The organism is Alteromonas sp. D210916BOD_24 (genome assembly GCF_047159385.1).
Classification (GTDB): Bacteria; Pseudomonadota; Gammaproteobacteria; order Enterobacterales; family Alteromonadaceae; genus Alteromonas.
Genome location: NZ_AP038333.1, coordinates 2,834,768 through 2,851,333 on the forward strand (window position 1 = coordinate 2,834,768; position 16,566 = coordinate 2,851,333).

Genomic DNA, 16,566 nt, shown 5'->3' on the forward strand with positions numbered 1-16,566 from the left:
TCGCGCTTAAATAAACCTTAAGGGCGTTTTGTGTTTTGTATCGCTTCCAGTTTTGCTGCATATAAAGCCTGATTGTCAGACGGGTACGTCAATGACAACGCCTTCATCATCATGCTTTCAGCTTTATTCCAGTTTCCTTCAAGATAGTAAACCTTCGCCAAACCCAAATAGCCTTCACTTAAGTAGGGACCACGCTCAACTGCTCTTTTAAAAAATACTTTTGCACGAAGATGATCACCTCGGTCAAGATACTCATTACCAATGTCATACCACCGATAGGGGTTACTGTCGTCAGTGTTCAAATACATTTCACCGATACTTGCCAGCGTCTCTTTATCTCCCACCTTTTTCAAAAGCACTGCAAAGTTCGACAGTGTATGCACAGATTCTATGTCGTTGTTAATGACGTACTCGTAGAGCGCTCTCGCTTGATTAACATAACCATCTTTGCGGTATAACACAGTTAATGTGTTAATAGTTTCAGCGTTAGCTGGGTCAAGCGCCATCGCTTGCGCTAGGTAACTGTAAGCCAAATCCTTGTCATCTTTTACCAACGCATTCGCTGCCATGTTTTGGTAGTACATTGAAATAAACGCTTGCTCAGAGAGGTACTCACCTACGTCATTCGTCGAGGAAGGAAAGTAGTCAATTACTGCACGGCTTCTAAAAATTATGACATTATCTTTCTGTTGCTCTTTAGGCTGTAATACAAGACTTCTCACATGGGTTGATGTCGTCATAAGGTTGCCGAATCGTTTATAAATTGGCGCGGTATGGACTTCTTGATATAACACATCAAGATCAACTAATTTAGCCAAAGCTGTTGTCAGCACGGCTAATGAGAGACAATTCCCAGACTGGTTAGACAGCGCTTCGGTAGCACTATAAGTATCACCGGAATAGCTAAACCCAGAGACCAGATTACTCAAGTAATTAGCCAGCCTAATATTGGGCGATATCTGGACATGTTGAGGATCTGAATAATAGTGAAGAAAAGCGTCTTGTTGTGCGGAGGTTAAACTAAATAACGAAGCAGGAAGCGGAACAACATGAGTTTGGTAATCGTGACTCTCCCACTGCAGCGGCTCACTTATCACCTGTGGCGCAATTACAGTTTGATTAGGAAGATGCTGACACCCCATTAACCCAACCACACCGACTACAGTTGATATAACCATGGATTTTTTCATCATACTTCCTTACAGGAATGTCTCTACTAAGATAATCGTGTTACTCCAATAATCATACCCTATCCATTTTACAATAGGAGTCAACTGGTGCTTGTTTACCTAAATAGCGGGCCTAAAGGGCGCTAAAATTGATCAAACATTATACTATTGCCATCTGGGTCTTTAACCATAAAGTGGCCTGGACCGCTATCGCCCTTTACTGGCACATTTATATCAATTCCCTCTGCTTCAAGGGTCGCCTGAACTGCCCGAACATCGCTTGGGTTAAAAGTCATGATGTTGTTCTCAAACATCCCTTCAAATAAACCGATCATAGTCTGGCCATGTTTCATAATCAGCCACTTGTCCTCCACCGATCCACACGAAGGCATAGCATCAAAGCCCAGGGCTTCATAAAACGCTTTTGATTCAGATATGTTGTTTACTGATAAGCTCAGTGAAAATAACCCTAATTCCAACTTGACCTCCCCAACCTCAACTGTACAAAATTAACACACATTAAATTCCACCATACCCCATCATCGCCATTTTCCGCAAATGTAAAAAAAGCCAGTGATACTCGATATCAACTGGCTTTTTGCACGCTATGTGTCTGGCAATAATTAGTGTTGTTGACTCGCTATCCAACGGTCAATTTTTTGTTCTAAAATAGCCAATGGGATGCCCCCGGTATTCAACACTTTCGCGTGAAACTCGCGAATATCAAAACCCTCACCGAGGGCTTTTTCAGCACGTGCACGTAATTCCTGAATTTTAAGTGCTCCCACCTTGTAAGACAGAGCTTGAGACGGTATCGCTATATAACGTTCGACTTCAGCCACGACTTCAGTACGGGTCATCCCCGAGTTCGCTAACATAAAGTCGATAGCTTGTTCACGGGTCCACCCTTTTGCGTGAATACCGGTATCCACAACAAGACGCATTGCGCGCAATTGCTCGTCCTGCAGCGTGCCATAGCGATTCCAAGGGTCATCAAAGAACCCCATTTCATAGCCTAATGTTTCAGAATACAATGCCCAACCTTCGCCAAACGCCGGTAAGAAACTAAAGCGCATAAACGAAGGAAGAGCTTCATTTTCTTGCGCTAAGCTCACTTGGAAGTGGTGTCCTGGTGCGCCCTCGTGAAGATACAATGTGACATTACCCGTAGTCAGACGGCTGGGGAGATCATAAGCATTAAAATAGAAAGTACCAGGGCGAGAACCATCAGGTGTACCCGATTGATAAGACCCCCCTGCACTAAATTGCTCAATTGCAGGATCGTAAGGTTTAATTTCTAACTCAGATTTTGGCACCAGCGAAAAGTATTGTTCAATTTTTTCATCCACTTCTCGGCCAATCTTATAATAGCTTTCTGTTAATGCTTCGCGACTTTCGGGCTTAAATTGCGGATCGGTGCGTACAAAATCAAAGAATTCATTCAAGCTACCTTCAAACTTGACTTCGTCTTTAATTTCCAACATGTCATTTTTAATGCGTTCAACTTCTTTAAGACCAAGATTGTGAAGTTCATCTGGTGTCATCGGCAGTGTAGTCGAACCTTCTACCATTAACTGGTAAAGTTTTGCGCCGCCCTTCATATCACTTAAGCCAATACTTTCCCTTGCAACTGGAAGGTATTCATCCCGTAAGAAATCTCGCATACGGGTGGTAGCGTCATAGATTTCTTGAGTCACTGTTTCGTATTGTGCTGTTAAACGTGCTTTTTCAGCATCGCTAAACGACTCTGGAAACTGCGTGATTGGCCCCCAAAACTGTGACTCTTTCATCGGAATAGCAAGTTGAGTATCGAATTGCTTAATCACTCGGTCAATCGTCAGTTTGGTTTCCAATACGCCAGTTTCCATGCCCTCTTTAAATTTATCAATGGCACGGCCAGAAATTGCTATATAGTCTTTATGGCGTGATAAGTTATTTTCATAATCTTCAACCGTCTTAAACGGCGCAGCGCCCTTACCGCTAGCAAACGTTGGATAGAAAGTGTGAAAGCCACTGAAATGATTTACTGGGCGCACTTCTGTTAGCGCGACTATCTCATCAGAAGACATTTTTAACGAACGTTCTTCGTTGTATTTAAATACATCGTAAGCGAGCTTATCGGTATCACTCAATTTGCTGCGATCAATTTGCTTCAGCTCAGAAAGATTAAGCAACGTCGCTGTTCTACCCGCTATGGCATGAGAGTCGCTAAGAAAATCACCGATGCGATCAGCAAATCGCATGTCCCCACGAAAAATAGCCATTATAGGATTTAGTACAATATCGCGCTCATCTGAGGCTGCGAACAGGGCAAATAGTTTGTCGTGTTCCGATACCTCAGCTTGAGTAGCGGGCGCATGTTTCGCCGTACTTTGCGCTGTAGAATGATTGTGTTCATGAGCACTTGCTGTGCTGAGACCTAATGCACATGTTACCGCACTGCTTACTAGCAGTGTTTTAAATACTTTCATTTTATATCCCTTGATAATTTGCCTTTCAGGCTCTGTCGTTTTTTAACGTGTTAATGTAAAAGTGAGAATAGCGCACGCGTTGATTTTCTATTGCCAATGCATACTTGATAATTTTCAATCACTCAGGAAGATGTGCTACTTCATTACGCCACGCTCTTTCATATGCGTCTCGGCCCAATATACGCTTTGCGTAAGCATTAATATTGTCAAATGGTATATCTAACTTACTGCCTTTTGCCCATGCCAGAATGTGACCCGCTATCACATCCGCCATTGTAAATAGCTCTCCACACACAAATTCTTTTTCACCAAGCATAGAAGCAAACACTGGCAACACTCTCTGAAACTCCCAAACCGCTACACTTCGCATTTGGTCAATACGCTGCTCTTTGGGTAAAACAAAGGTATGTTTGGCCAGGTTCCAAATGGGCTGTTCAAGTTCGCAAGCCAAAAACAGCATCATTTCTTCATATTTGGCACGAGCAAAACTGCCTGGCTCAGGAATAAATTCTTGCATACCATGACGTTCAGCCAAAAAGGTAACAATAGCGGCAGATTCTGTTAGCGTACCTTCTGGCGTGACTAATGCGGGTAGCTTTGCCGCTGGGCTTATTGCCTTAAATTCGTCTGTTAAATGTTGACCCAGTTTTAAGTCGATCAGTTTGTACTGATAAGGTAAACCGAGCTCTTCAAGCGCCCAAGCAACGCGTACTGAACGGGTTTTCGGAAACCCATAAAGTGTATACATACCCCTGTCCTATGGTGAACTGTTGAGCGCTAACTGTAAGTCGAACCGGAAAAATGTGCCACCACGATATTGTTACTGAATTTTAACTACACCGGAGAAGGAAGCCACATCTAAACCCTAAGTCACTAAAAAACAAGTAAAAAGGTATGAGCAGAGCGCACCACTAAGCTTTGCGTTTTCGACAAGGCGGATCTTGAGCTAAGCTTAACCTTGACGAATTCAAGCTGTGTTGAATATATAGATATCAATCAAGGAGAAGATAGATGGCTACAGAAAAATACATTGAATACAGGGCTGACTATAAGTATCAACTGGCAAGCGATTACCGCATCCTAACTAACATTGTGCCAAAAACAGCTATTCAAACTGAATTTATCCATTTGGATAAAAGTGGCGATTTACTGGTCAAATCAGGATATGCGTGGGATGGTCCTTCTGGCCCCGTTGTCGATACAGAAGAAAACATGCGAGGGTCATTAGTACACGATGCTCTGTATCAACTAATGCGTAATGGGTGGTTGAATGCCAGAGTACACAGAAAAGCAGCAGATCAACTATTTAAAGATATATGTATTGAAGACGGCGTGTCTAATTTTAGAGCCTCAGCATATTACAAAGCCCTGCGTAAATTTGGAAAGCCAGCCGCTAGCCCACAAAACAAAAAGGTCATAACGCGAGCACCCAAAACATAAATTGGGAGATAGACATCAGTCAGTTCACTAAAATGGCAGTATTGTTTGTTACTGCCACTGACAACGACCTTCAATGGGCTAGATCCAATATGTTATTGCAGCGAACACCAAGCCAAACGCACACACACCACAAAACACCGGTAATCCTAGTGTTTTATACTTACGCCAAACCAATGTGGTGACTAACGCACCAATGGCAGTGGCCACCCAGCTAGCAGAAGAAGGGGTTTTAGGAATGAGAGAAACGCCAAGCATTGCAGCAATCATTAACGGACCGAGTACACTTAACCACGCGGGTAAATGCGCATGGGAATTGTTGGCTTGGTGTTTTTTGAAATGACGTTGCGTCCACAACAACGGCCCTACACGCAAAGCATAAGTACCAATAGCCGCAACCACAATGGCTACCCATATTTCAGTTTGCATGAGAGTGCCTCCGCCCAAAACGCGACGTCAGCGCGTAAAAGGTAAAAGCGCCACATAACGCAGCCAGTGGAATAGCTGCATTTTTAAATGTACTCAACGCCAAAAATAGCGCCATTGAAATAGTGACTAGCAGACTTACTCCCCAACGTTTGTCAGAAAACTTAGGAGCCAGAAGCGCGAGAAATAAGGCAGGTAATGCAAAGGGCATGACACTGTCTAACACGGGCCATTTTTGGGTTAACGTGTCACCGGCCATTGCTCCCAAAGCTGTCCCTATTATCCAGCTAAACCACGCCAATAAGGACACGCCCTTAAACCAATCTACTTTAACCTCATCGTTTAACGTGGGAAGTCGCGTATGTGCCAGCGCAAAAATTTGATCGGTCAAGCCATGCATCAGCCATGGCCATGCCTTACTTTGGTTCAAAAAAGGCACTAAATTAGGGGCATATACTACGTGGCGAACGTTCACTAACAAGGTCATACTGACAGCTAACCACAATGGTGCCCCTGAGGCTACCATAGCAACTAGTAAGAATTGAGAAGCACCAGCATAAATAAGTACCGAAATAAGGGTGGCCTCTAATGTGGTAAAACCAGCTTGTACGGCAATTACCCCAAACGAGATTGCTACGGGGATATACCCTCCCAATAAGGGTAACCCATCTAATACGCCTTGTTTCCACCCACTTTTATGTGACGACGTCGTCATCTTCTGCCTCATTACGATATCAAACGCCCTATAATAGGCACTTCATTTGCCTTACAGTCAGTTGTATTGGCGATAGAGTGACTTTGTGACTACCACGCCCTATGCGCTCAATTCACGACTCTTGATTTCTAAGAAAAACCAGTTCAGTAGAAGAGCTTTGCGCTTCACTGTATTGATAGCCATCAACGTCAAACGCTTTTAGTCCGTCCACATCCGCTATGCGATTTTCCATGATATAGCGCGCCATTAAACCTCGCGCTTTTTTCGCAAAAAAACTAATAATTTTGTACTGACCACTTTTATAATCTTTGAAAGTAGGCGTAATGATCATGCCATCCAGTGCATTTTTCTTAACCGCTTTGAAATACTCGTTAGAGGCAAGGTTAATCAGTACATTGTCACCTTGTTCTTGCAGTGCCTTATTAAGCAGTTGAGTAATGCGATCACCCCAAAATGCGTAAAGATCTTTACCTTGTGAATTAGCCAGCTTGGTACCCATTTCTAAGCGGTAGGCCTGCATTAAATCAAGCGGACGCAATAAACCGTAAAGGCCAGAGAGAATGCGCAAATGCTGCTGTGCGTAGGTTACTGCGGCACTATCAAGGGAATATGCATCTAAGCCAGTGTACACATCGCCATTAAACGCATACATTGCCGGACGCGCATTATCAGAAGTAAACGGCGTTGAGAACTCAGCAAAACGATTGGCGTTTAGCGTAGCCAACTTATCACTGATTTTCATTAAAGATGATAAATCAGCGGGAGACAAAGTACGGCACACTTTCATTAAGCGTTTAGTATCTTCAAGTAACTCTGGTTGAGTAAATTGGCTTACCGGAATTTCACTCTCAAAATCTAGATTTTTTGCTGGGGAAACTACAACTAACATTTCGACTCCTTTATTTTCACACCATCATTGTATCATTTGTCAGTGCCTAGATACGTATCAAAAAGCAAAATGGCATAAGAAATATGCAAATCGGCTTAACAGTGAAATTCGATTAGTAGTAGCATTTTTCACTAAGGCGGTTACTGTTTTTGGTATCCCGACCTATTTTCAAGCTTCTTGGCTATAAATTGTCAAACGGGTTTGGTATAAATACCGTTAAAGAAAAGTAAGAGCCTGTTGGTCAATTCACAAAATAAAGACCCAGCATGTAGCCAAGGGCGCGCACTATTGCTGACAACGCGTAATTGCTGACAAAACAACCAGGTTCAACACCCTACTACGCGAACCCATTTATTCAATTTGCCTTATCAGGTGAGTTGTTGTCATTTATTTGAGACACAGATACAGAGAGAATTATGAGCAATCAGCTAGCTTCTTTACGCGAGATCACCACTGTTGTTGCCGATACAGGTGACATTGACGCCATTAAGAAATATCAACCCGTGGACGCGACTACTAACCCGTCACTTCTGCTTAAGGCCGCAAGCTTGCCTCAATACGCCAGCCTTATCGATGACGCCGTGGCATGGGCAAAGTTGCAGTCATCAGATGCAGAGCAGCAGTTAACTGACGCTGCAGACAAACTGGCTGTTGCAATTGGAAAAGAGATTTCAGCCACTATCCCAGGACGTATTTCTACTGAGGTGGATGCGCGTCTTTCTTTTGATACCGCCGCAACCATTGAAAAAGCGGAACGCTTAGTGCAGTTGTATCAGGACGCTGGCATCGACAAATCCCGTATACTCATCAAAATTGCCTCTACCTGGGAAGGTATCCAAGCTGCTGAAGTACTTGAGAAGAAAGGGATCCAATGCAACCTGACCTTACTGTTTAGCTTTGCTCAGGCACAAGCTTGTGCAGAAGCAGGAGTTTACCTTATTTCTCCTTTCGTAGGCCGTATCTTGGACTGGTACAAAAAGGCTACAGGTAAAGATAGCTATACCTCAGATGAAGATCCGGGTGTGGTATCGGTAACCCAAATTTACAACTACTACAAAGAGCATGGTTATAACACAGTAGTAATGGGTGCCAGCTTTAGAAACATCGGTGAAATTCAAGCGCTAGCGGGTTGTGACAGATTGACCATTAGCCCTGCACTGTTAGAAGAACTGGCCAATGAGCCTGGTACTTTAGAGGTTAAATTGAAAGACAATGGTGCGACTAAAGCGCCAGGTGAACGTCTTACTGAAAGCGCGTTTCGTTGGGAAATGAACCAAGACGCAATGGCAACAGAAAAGCTGTCTGAAGGAATTCGCAACTTCGCCGCCGACCAAGAAAAACTTGAAACCATGCTTCGCGAAAAATTAAGCGCGTAAGGAAAAATAAAGCAATGAGTGTGTTAACCTCTCTTCCACAATGGCAGAAACTCAGTGAACTGGCCGAGTCTGTAAAAGGCGCGCACATGCGAGATTGGTTCGCACAAGATGCCTCTCGTGCAGATAAAATGCAGCTTGAAGCCTGTGGCATATTTTTAGATTACGCAAAAAACCGAGTGACCGATGAGTCAATGGCAGCGTTGCTGGACCTCGCGCGTGCCTGCAATGTCGAAGGCCAACGGGATGCCATGTTTGGTGGAGACGCTATTAACGCCACAGAAGGCCGTGCCGTACTTCACACCGCCTTGCGTAATTTCTCAGGAAACCCAGTTATCGTTGATGGCAAGGATGTCATGCCCGAAGTGCGTGCAACGCTTGATAAGATAGAAGCCTTCACGGCTTCCATTCACAGTGGCGAACACAAGGGGTATACCGGTAAACCTATCAAACATATCGTCGCTATCGGTATCGGTGGGTCTTTCCTTGGCCCGAAAATTATGACTGAAGCGCTTAAGCCTTACACAGCAGATGCTGTAAAGGTGCACTTCGTCGCTAACGTTGACGGGTGCCACATCCACGATGTGTTATCCAGTGTCGATTTTGAAGAAACCTTGGTAGTCATGTCTTCAAAATCGTTTTCTACGCAAGAAACGCTGCAAAATACCCTTACGGCTAAAGACTGGTTTTTAAAATCTGGCGGCACTCAGCACGATATTGCCAAGCACTTTGTAGCAGTATCTTCCAATGTGAAAGCCGCCACTGAATTTGGTATCAGTGCAGATAATATTTTTCCTATGTGGGACTGGGTAGGTGGTCGTTACTCACTGTGGTCAGCCATCGGTCTACCGATTGCCCTCGCTCTGGGATTTGAAAATTTCAAAGGGTTACTGGAAGGTGCCTTTGAGATGGACACGCATTTCAAAACCGCCCCACTGTCTCAGAATATGCCTGTTCTACTGGCGCTGCTTGGCGTGTGGTATAGAAACTTCTTTGATGCCCCTTCTCATGCACTGCTGCCCTACTATCACTACCTCAGAGGTTTACCAGCTTATGTACAGCAGCTGGATATGGAAAGTAACGGTAAATCAGTTACGTTGGACGGCGAACACGTTGATTATGCAACCGGCCCTATCATTTGGGGAAGTGAAGGTACCAATGGTCAACACAGCTTCCACCAACTGATTCATCAAGGCTCCGGCGTTATTCCTGCTGACTTTATGTTGCCGTTAAATGTGCCTAACCAAGACGACACCCACCACGCTATGTTGGCGTCAAATTGTTTTGGCCAAACTCAGGCGCTAATGCAAGGTAAAAGCTTTGAAGCGTGCTATGCCGATTTAGCAAACAAAGGCTTAGATGAAGAAACCCGCACGCGCCTGGCCACACATAAAACCATGCGAGGCAATAAGCCGAGCAATACGTTTTTGTTCGATAGCCTTACACCTAACATTCTTGGCGCGTTGGTTGCAATGTATGAGCATAAGGTATTCGTTCAGGGTGTTATCTGGAACCTAAATTCTTTCGACCAGTGGGGAGTGGAATTAGGTAAAGTACTGGGAAACCAAGTACTTGAAGGCATTCAGGGCAAAGCTGGCAAAGATAATTTTGACGCTTCTACCCAACAATTGATTGCTAAATTCAGAGCAGCGAATGCACCAAAATAAGGATAATGAGGTAAGGTAACCTTACCCATTTTGGTGCAATAATAAACTGAACGGCCGGCTTACCCCCGGCCGTTTTTGTACGGGTGTAATTAAACAATAACGACAGCGACTTTTGATCCCCGTTCCAATACAAAAACTTTTAATAAAAATATAATTTTCAATTATTTATTAGTTCAGTTCACGCTCCTGACATCTCTGACGCTTCCTTACCGTTGTCATCATAACGTCACACTTTGTTAATAAAAGGTAAATTTAACTATTTTATTTTAGTGGCGGCTGTGATACAAAATTGTACAGAGGGAATTTAGAACCTATTCGGCTATTAGGTATAGTAACCAGTAGACTCTAACAACAAGCTCTGTATTAGTTGTAGTGGTATAAAAAGGAGATCCCAGTGGATAAATCAGATCTATTTGCCATGTTAGACATCGAAGCAAGCCCAGCAAAAACCAAAAGCAAAAAACGTAAGTGGAGAGAAATCGAAGCGCTGCAAGATCGCTACAAATTAGAGAAAGAATTAGCCGAACTCGATTGTGGTTTCGAGTATGAGCTAGAGACACTGGAAAGATAACAAAAAAGGCCGCCTGATAACTCAGGCGGCCTTTTTACTATTTGTCTTGCCAAAACTCTACGCCATCGTGTTTACACCCTAGACCAGTAGTAATAGTGTAAATGCTCTGGTTCGAGTTGCTAATTCACAACGGTTTTAGCTACAGCTGCCATTGAATAGGTACTTTGCCCTTTTCAATTAAATAGGCGTTGGCCTGGCTAAAGTGTTTACACCCAAAAAATCCACGATGCGCTGACAGTGGAGATGGATGAGGCGCCGCTAAAACACGATGTTTGTCGCGGTCTATGTGTTGTCCTTTTTTCTGTGCATGACTTCCCCACAATAAGAACACCACCTGTTCCTGATAAGTATTTATCACCTCTATTACTTTATCAGTAAACGTCTCCCATCCCCATTTTGCATGGCTATGTGCTTTACCTTGCTCAACCGTTAGCACTGTATTGAGTAGCAAGACTCCTTGCTCTGCCCATGCGGTTAAGTTACCGTGACTTGGGGTTTCAAACCCGCTGATATCACTGGCAAGCTCTTTGTAAATATTGACCAACGACGGGGGTATTTTTACCCCCGGAAGTACTGAAAAACACAGCCCGTGCGCTTGATCCGGACCGTGATAGGGATCTTGACCTAATATCACCACCTTAACGCTTTCAAGTGGTGTTAACGTAAATGCATTGAACACCGCCTCTTCAGGCGGGTAAATCACTTTTCCCGCCTGACGTTGTTGCGATACTTTTTTTAAAAGCGCTTCAAAATAGGGCTTTTGTTTTTCTTTTTGTAATGTTTCTTGCCACGTCACCACGTTGACATCATGCCTTTAGAATAGCCATCATATGCTGTTTAAGCGCAGCATAAGAGGCCGGCAGGTCCACTGCCAAGCTATCTTCACCAGCCACATCAGCCAATGCTTTAGGCAAGCTAATCGGGTTACCAAGCACGTTTTCCACTGTCTCTCTGAACTTAGCAGGGTGTGCTGTACCTAAAAATAGGCCAATTTCCCCGTCTTCTAAATCGTGACTAACAGCACGATAGGCTATGGCTGCATGAGGCTCACTGGTATAGCCTTGCTGGGCAAGCTGACGCATGGCAAGTTGGGTGTATTCTTCATCCACCATTTCACCGTTTAAACACGCCTTATCGATATAACCACGTTCAACTAGTGCTTCAATTCGCGGCCAATTGTTTGGCTGACTTACGTCCATGGCGTTGGACATGGTTGCCACCGTCGCCTTGGGCTCCCACTGCCCTGTTTTAAGGTAACGAGGAACCGTGTCGTTAAGGTTAGTCGCTGCGATAAAACGCTTAATCGGTAGTCCCATCGCTTTGGCTATCATACCTGCGGTTAAATTCCCAAAATTACCGCTAGGCACTGACACCACAACTTGATTGCGCTTGTCTTTGGGCAATTGACTCACTGCCTCAAAGTAATAACACACCTGCGCTAACAAACGACTGATATTGATTGAATTCGCTGAATTTAAGTGAAGCCCTTCGCGCACATCGGGATCGTCAAAGGCCGTTTTGACTAATGATTGGCATGCATCAAAGTCTGACTCAATAGCAACGGTATGAATGTTCCCGCCTAGCGTTGTAAATAACTTCTCTTGTAGCGCACTTATTTTTCCTTTTGGAAACAGAATGACCACGTTGATATTGTCGATACCATGGAAGGCATGCGCAACAGCAGCTCCCGTATCGCCAGAGGTAGCGGTGAGGATAGTTACAGGCTTACCTTCGCTAATACGCGACAGGGTTTGCGCCATAAACCGACCACCAAAATCTTTAAAGGCGAGTGTCGGCCCGTGGAACAATTCAAGTGTGTAAATATTGTCATTTACTTGCTCAACAGGTGCACCAAAAGTAAATGCTGTCTTTACGATCTCTTCAAGTTCACCGTTATCGAGCTCGTTACCAATAAGCGCGCGCAACACTTCAATACTGCGTTCTACAAATGGTTTTTCCAAAAGCGCATCAATATTGTCGAGAGTAGGAATGTGTTCTGGAAAATACAATCCCTGGTTTTTGCCCAAACCCCGCTTTACTGCTTCAGCAAAACTAGCTGTGTCCGATGAGTCTTTTAAATTTACCAATTCCACTTGTTGTTACCTTTTATCGTAAAGGCCCTATTATTACGACCTTCTCATTTATTTTGATTAGCTCTCGCTACCCTATCGTCTTATTCTAGCACTTAGTTTTTGCTTACAATGTAGAAACAACTGCGCCTTGTTGCGGCACTTGGCAGACGTGACTGAATCCATCTTCATTTTGAATATAATGGTCATTCAAATACGCAGCGACTTGTTCGGCCTGTGCTTTAGATGAGCACACGGCAAAGACTGTCGGCCCCGATCCCGAAATACCAAAAGCTAAGGCGCCAGCTTGTTCACTAAACGCTCTAGCGTCGTCAAATCCGGGCAACAGCGATTTGCGATAAGGCTCTGCAATAACATCTGTCATTACCGATGCCGCAAGTTCAAACTCACCTGTGTGCAGTGCGTGTACAAACACACCGAGCTGGCGTCCGAAAGTAAGTGTAGTGGCCATATCTATCTGTTTAGGCAATATATCTCGGGCTGCCGCGGTTGACACACTAATTCCGGAATAACAAATCGCGTAGTACCACTGTTCATTTAACGGTAAAGACAACGTAACCGGCGATTGTGCGCCTGTCATCAATGTCATCCCACCCAAATAACAAGGAGCCACGTTATCGTAGTGAATACTGCCACTAATTTGGCCTTCCAACTCACCCATCATGGTCAGCAAAGTGTCTTGGTCAAACGGGGAGTCGAAGTAGGCATTGAGCGCCACAAATGCTGCCACGATAGAACTGGCACTTGACCCTAAGCCACTGCCGATAGGCAGGTTTTTGTGTAATGTTAAGGCCACAGGGCTAATTGCTTTTCCTGCTAATTGCATCGCGTTACAAAAGTGGTGGTAGCACTTAGTCACGATATTGCTGTCGACATCCCCTGGGAGTTTGTGAGCAAACGGGCCAACAGTGTCAAGGGAGAAACTCTCTGCAGGCCTGATGTCTACTTCATCCCCTAACTTCGCTCCATTAACTGGCGCAAGTGCAGCGCCCAATACATCAAACCCTAGACTGACATTTCCAATTGATGCTGGCGCATAGGCCCGTAATGCTTTCATCGCTTTTTTACCTACTGCTTGTGCGCTTAATGCGCCATTTGTTTCCACGGCATAGTACGCAGGATATCGGCAAAGACCCCCGCCGCCGTTACCGTACCACCCGCCCCGTAACCACGAATGACATAAGGGATTGGGTTGTAGTAATCGCTATTTATGGCCAATGCGTTTTCGCCATCTTTCACTTGAGAAAGCGGGTTAGAAGCAGGCACTGCCTGAATGCTCACTTTGCATTTACCGTCTTCAATACTGCCGATGTAGCGCAACACTTTGCCTTGTGCTTTGGCATTTTCAACCTTTTGCACAAAATCAGCATCAAGCTCTGGTAATTGACGCATAAACTCGTCAATTGAACAGTCTTCTGCAAACCCCGCTGGCAATACCGATTCAATTTCGATATCCGATAACTCAAGCGCGAGGTCTGCTTCACGGGCCATAATCAACAACTTGCGCGCGACGTCCATGCCGCTTAAATCATCCCTTGGATCAGGCTCTGTAAAGCCATTATCTTTCGCCGTCTGGGTTGCCTGTGACAGGCTCATGCCCTCTTCCAACTTGCCAAATACATAAGACAAACTTCCCGACAATATACCCTCGAAACGATGCAATACATCCCCGGCAGTAAACAGCTTTTGTAGGTTATCAATAACGGGAAGTCCTGCACCCACTGTGGTTTCGTATAGATACTGACGGTTAGTAGATTGCGCCGTCTTACGCAACTTGCGGTAATACGCCATTTCACTGGTATTGGCTTTTTTATTTGGCGTGACTACATGGAAGCCACTTTCCATCATCTCGACGTATTGCTGTGCAATCGCTTCGTGACTGGTACAATCAACAATGACGGGGTTAACCAAACTATTGTCATTTGCGAACTGATGCAGTCGCTCTACGCAAAACCCTTCGCTGGCTGCCTCAAGGGCGGCTTTCCAGTCACTATTTAAATCAATGCCCTGACTATTGAGCAACAGTTTTCGACTGTTCGCTATCCCGTATACGCGAAGTTGTACATTGCGTTTAAGTAATGCTGGCTGCTGCTTTGCAATTTGCCCTAGTAGTTCAGTTCCTACATTGCCACACCCTACTAGGAATACGTCAATGGTATGGCGGTCAGAGAAAAAATTCTGGTGAATGACCTTAACGGCTTTCTTGGCCCGTTTGCTTTCGATAACAGTAGATATTGAACGCTCTGACGATCCTTGGGCAATTGCCACATTGTTTACTCGCGCTTGCGCCAGTGAATTAAAGAAGCGTGCAGCAAGCCCTTTCGTTTGACGCATACCATCGCCCACTAGGGTCACGATGGCCAGGTCGTGACGCACCTCGATGGGGTCAAGCAACTGATTTTGTAACTCAAGGGCAAAGGCATCTTCTAATAACGTTAAAGCACGACTGGCATCTTTACTCTGAATACAAAAGCTAATGGAATACTCAGAAGATGATTGCGTAATTAGGCTAATAGAAATATTCGCGTTTGACATGACTTCGAATACGCGACTTGCCATTCCCACCATGCCTTTAAGGCCGGGACCTGCCACATTAAACATAGTGACATTATCAAGTTGCGATATGCCTTTAACGGACGTCCACTTCTCGCTTTTCTCATTACTAATAAGCGTACCCGGTGCGGCAGGATTTAAGGTATTGCGGATTAAACAGGGAATGTGGTGCTGAGCAATTGGGCCAATGGTTTTAGGATGTAGCACCTTCGCACCAAAATACGATAGCTCCATTGCTTCTTGATAAGTTAATTTATCCAGCAGTACCGCGCCTTCTACCTGATTAGGGTCAGCGTTATAAACACCGTCTACGTCCGTCCAGATTTCACAGCAGCTGGCATCGATACACGCCGCTAAAATAGCCGCAGAATAATCAGAGCCGTTACGCCCCAATGTGACCTTTTCACCTTTTTCATTAGCCGCCACAAAGCCTGGCATAACAAGTAACGCACTGCCATCAGTCGGTACATCTGAAAAACGCGCTTTGCTTAAGGCCACATCAGCGATGCTATCCAAATAATCACCTTCAGCCAGTACATAGGTTACCGGGTCAATAATGCGGTTAGCGATGCCCTTGGCACTCAACATGGCGCTAAAAATAGTCACCGAAATGTACTCACCAATACTTAATATTCCGGCTGCCACGTTATCTGGCGCTACGCCAAGTAACTTAATCCCTTCAAGGTGTTGCTTTAATACACTTAGGTGACTGTCGATAAAATCGATTACCCGAGCGTGGTCAAAATCATCCAATGATTGTTGAAGGTGGTTCGCAATACCTGAAACTGTGTCATTAAGTTTGTGAAACAGAGGTAGGAAATCTTCACCTGCGGCTGCTTGTTCACATAACAGTGAAAGTGCGTTCGTTACCCCTTTAGGGGCGGAGAGTACAACCGCAGCACCGTCGGTTTGGTGGGTCGCCGTGCTAATTTCCATGACGCGTGTGTAACGCGGTGCATCGGCTAGAGAAGAACCCCCAAACTTTAAGACTTTCATATGCTGCTCCTTAAGGTTACGCATGCTAAAACGTGAGTAAAAAAAAGCCCGCTCTTGGTTAGGCGGGCTTTCGTTGTCTTTTGCTTACTTGCACTAGTCAGCGACCGCCCTGATAAAGGTGGTAATCGACATGGTTGTTGTGCCAATAAGAAGAATCTTTTTCATACAAGCAATTTGCCGTATAGACGTCTAACTGTCAACCTCAGTTT

The 16,566-nt window shown here is 44.7% G+C and carries 15 protein-coding genes; 4 read left to right on the forward strand and 11 right to left on the reverse strand.

Features of this window, described 5'->3' with window-relative positions; translation table 11 throughout:
* Nucleotides 1-17: 17 nt before the first annotated feature.
* The 4 genes from ACMCM8_RS12385 to ACMCM8_RS12400 all read right to left on the reverse strand — a co-directional run bounded on the left by ACMCM8_RS12385 (nucleotide 18) and on the right by ACMCM8_RS12400 (nucleotide 4,388).
* Nucleotides 18-1,193 carry a tetratricopeptide repeat protein gene (locus ACMCM8_RS12385; RefSeq protein WP_412722927.1) on the reverse strand — a complete coding sequence of 392 codons (1,176 nt, stop codon included), beginning with the start codon at nucleotides 1,191-1,193 and terminating at the stop codon, nucleotides 18-20.
* 119 nt (nucleotides 1,194-1,312) lie between these two features.
* Entirely contained in the window at nucleotides 1,313-1,648 is a 336-nt protein-coding gene (locus tag ACMCM8_RS12390) for a VOC family protein (protein WP_412722928.1), read from the reverse strand.
* Between the two features lie 144 nt (nucleotides 1,649-1,792).
* Entirely contained in the window at nucleotides 1,793-3,640 is a 1,848-nt protein-coding gene (locus tag ACMCM8_RS12395) for a DUF885 domain-containing protein (RefSeq protein WP_412722929.1), read from the reverse strand.
* A gap of 118 nt (nucleotides 3,641-3,758) precedes the next feature.
* Nucleotides 3,759-4,388 (reverse strand): glutathione S-transferase family protein, encoded by a 630-nt coding sequence (locus tag ACMCM8_RS12400; protein WP_412722930.1) that lies wholly within the window; start codon nucleotides 4,386-4,388, stop codon nucleotides 3,759-3,761.
* A gap of 263 nt (nucleotides 4,389-4,651) precedes the next feature.
* Here ACMCM8_RS12400 and ACMCM8_RS12405 point away from each other — a divergent pair, with 263 nt between their 5' ends.
* Entirely contained in the window at nucleotides 4,652-5,080 is a 429-nt protein-coding gene (locus ACMCM8_RS12405; protein ID WP_412722931.1) for a DUF1353 domain-containing protein, read from the forward strand.
* Nucleotides 5,081-5,158: 78 nt separating this feature from the next.
* Here ACMCM8_RS12405 and ACMCM8_RS12410 read toward each other — a convergent pair whose 3' ends face one another.
* The 3 genes from ACMCM8_RS12410 to yaaA form a co-directional block, all read right to left on the reverse strand.
* A complete protein-coding gene (locus ACMCM8_RS12410; RefSeq protein WP_412722932.1) occupies nucleotides 5,159-5,506 on the reverse strand; it encodes an AzlD domain-containing protein in 348 nt (115 codons plus the stop codon).
* Nucleotides 5,496-6,218, reverse strand: a complete 723-nt coding sequence (locus tag ACMCM8_RS12415) for an AzlC family ABC transporter permease (protein ID WP_412722933.1) — start codon at nucleotides 6,216-6,218, stop codon at nucleotides 5,496-5,498. Before ACMCM8_RS12415 ends, ACMCM8_RS12410 begins: the two co-directional genes overlap by 11 nt.
* Nucleotides 6,219-6,330: 112 nt before the next feature.
* Nucleotides 6,331-7,107 (reverse strand): peroxide stress protein YaaA, encoded by a 777-nt coding sequence (gene yaaA / locus ACMCM8_RS12420; RefSeq protein ID WP_412722934.1) that lies wholly within the window; start codon nucleotides 7,105-7,107, stop codon nucleotides 6,331-6,333.
* Nucleotides 7,108-7,523: 416 nt separating this feature from the next.
* Here yaaA and tal point away from each other — a divergent pair, with 416 nt between their 5' ends.
* The 3 genes from tal (at nucleotide 7,524) to ACMCM8_RS12435 (ending at nucleotide 10,718) form a co-directional block, all read left to right on the forward strand.
* A complete protein-coding gene (gene tal, locus ACMCM8_RS12425; RefSeq protein ID WP_412722935.1) occupies nucleotides 7,524-8,483 on the forward strand; it encodes a transaldolase in 960 nt (319 codons plus the stop codon).
* A 14-nt stretch (nucleotides 8,484-8,497) separates the two neighbouring features.
* A complete protein-coding gene (pgi, locus tag ACMCM8_RS12430) occupies nucleotides 8,498-10,147 on the forward strand; it encodes a glucose-6-phosphate isomerase (RefSeq protein ID WP_412722936.1) in 1,650 nt (549 codons plus the stop codon).
* A 394-nt stretch (nucleotides 10,148-10,541) separates the two neighbouring features.
* The gene (locus tag ACMCM8_RS12435; protein ID WP_012519516.1) at nucleotides 10,542-10,718 is read left to right on the forward strand and encodes a DUF3545 family protein; all 177 of its coding nucleotides are present in this window, start codon (nucleotides 10,542-10,544) and stop codon (nucleotides 10,716-10,718) included.
* 139 nt (nucleotides 10,719-10,857) lie between these two features.
* On the opposite strand, the gene ung is transcribed toward ACMCM8_RS12435, so the two are convergent.
* The 4 genes from ung to thrA all read right to left on the reverse strand — a co-directional run bounded on the left by ung (nucleotide 10,858) and on the right by thrA (nucleotide 16,357).
* Nucleotides 10,858-11,514, reverse strand: coding sequence for a uracil-DNA glycosylase (gene ung / locus ACMCM8_RS12440; protein WP_412727710.1), 657 nt, complete (start codon nucleotides 11,512-11,514; stop codon nucleotides 10,858-10,860).
* A gap of 10 nt (nucleotides 11,515-11,524) precedes the next feature.
* Nucleotides 11,525-12,811, reverse strand: coding sequence for a threonine synthase (thrC, locus tag ACMCM8_RS12445; RefSeq protein WP_412722937.1), 1,287 nt, complete (start codon nucleotides 12,809-12,811; stop codon nucleotides 11,525-11,527).
* A 103-nt stretch (nucleotides 12,812-12,914) separates the two neighbouring features.
* The gene (gene thrB / locus ACMCM8_RS12450; RefSeq protein WP_412727712.1) at nucleotides 12,915-13,865 is read right to left on the reverse strand and encodes a homoserine kinase; all 951 of its coding nucleotides are present in this window, start codon (nucleotides 13,863-13,865) and stop codon (nucleotides 12,915-12,917) included.
* A gap of 26 nt (nucleotides 13,866-13,891) precedes the next feature.
* Complete coding sequence (gene thrA / locus ACMCM8_RS12455; protein WP_412722938.1) at nucleotides 13,892-16,357, reverse strand: bifunctional aspartate kinase/homoserine dehydrogenase I; 2,466 nt, start codon at nucleotides 16,355-16,357, stop codon at nucleotides 13,892-13,894.
* Nucleotides 16,358-16,566: the final 209 nt, after the last annotated feature.

Coding starts and splice junctions, on each gene's coding strand:
- ACMCM8_RS12385 (WP_412722927.1), bottom strand. CDS start 1,193: ATGATGAAAAAATCCATGGTTATATCAACTGTAGTCGGTGTGGTTGGG.
- ACMCM8_RS12395 (WP_412722929.1), bottom strand. CDS start 3,640: ATGAAAGTATTTAAAACACTGCTAGTAAGCAGTGCGGTAACATGTGCA.
- ACMCM8_RS12400 (WP_412722930.1), bottom strand. CDS start 4,388: ATGTATACACTTTATGGGTTTCCGAAAACCCGTTCAGTACGCGTTGCT.
- ACMCM8_RS12405 (WP_412722931.1), top strand. CDS start 4,652: ATGGCTACAGAAAAATACATTGAATACAGGGCTGACTATAAGTATCAA.
- ACMCM8_RS12410 (WP_412722932.1), bottom strand. CDS start 5,506: ATGCAAACTGAAATATGGGTAGCCATTGTGGTTGCGGCTATTGGTACT.
- ACMCM8_RS12415 (WP_412722933.1), bottom strand. CDS start 6,218: ATGACGACGTCGTCACATAAAAGTGGGTGGAAACAAGGCGTATTAGAT.
- yaaA (WP_412722934.1), bottom strand. CDS start 7,107: ATGTTAGTTGTAGTTTCCCCAGCAAAAAATCTAGATTTTGAGAGTGAA.
- tal (WP_412722935.1), top strand. CDS start 7,524: ATGAGCAATCAGCTAGCTTCTTTACGCGAGATCACCACTGTTGTTGCC.
- pgi (WP_412722936.1), top strand. CDS start 8,498: ATGAGTGTGTTAACCTCTCTTCCACAATGGCAGAAACTCAGTGAACTG.
- thrB (WP_412727712.1), bottom strand. CDS start 13,865: ATGAAAGCATTACGGGCCTATGCGCCAGCATCAATTGGAAATGTCAGT.
- thrA (WP_412722938.1), bottom strand. CDS start 16,357: ATGAAAGTCTTAAAGTTTGGGGGTTCTTCTCTAGCCGATGCACCGCGT.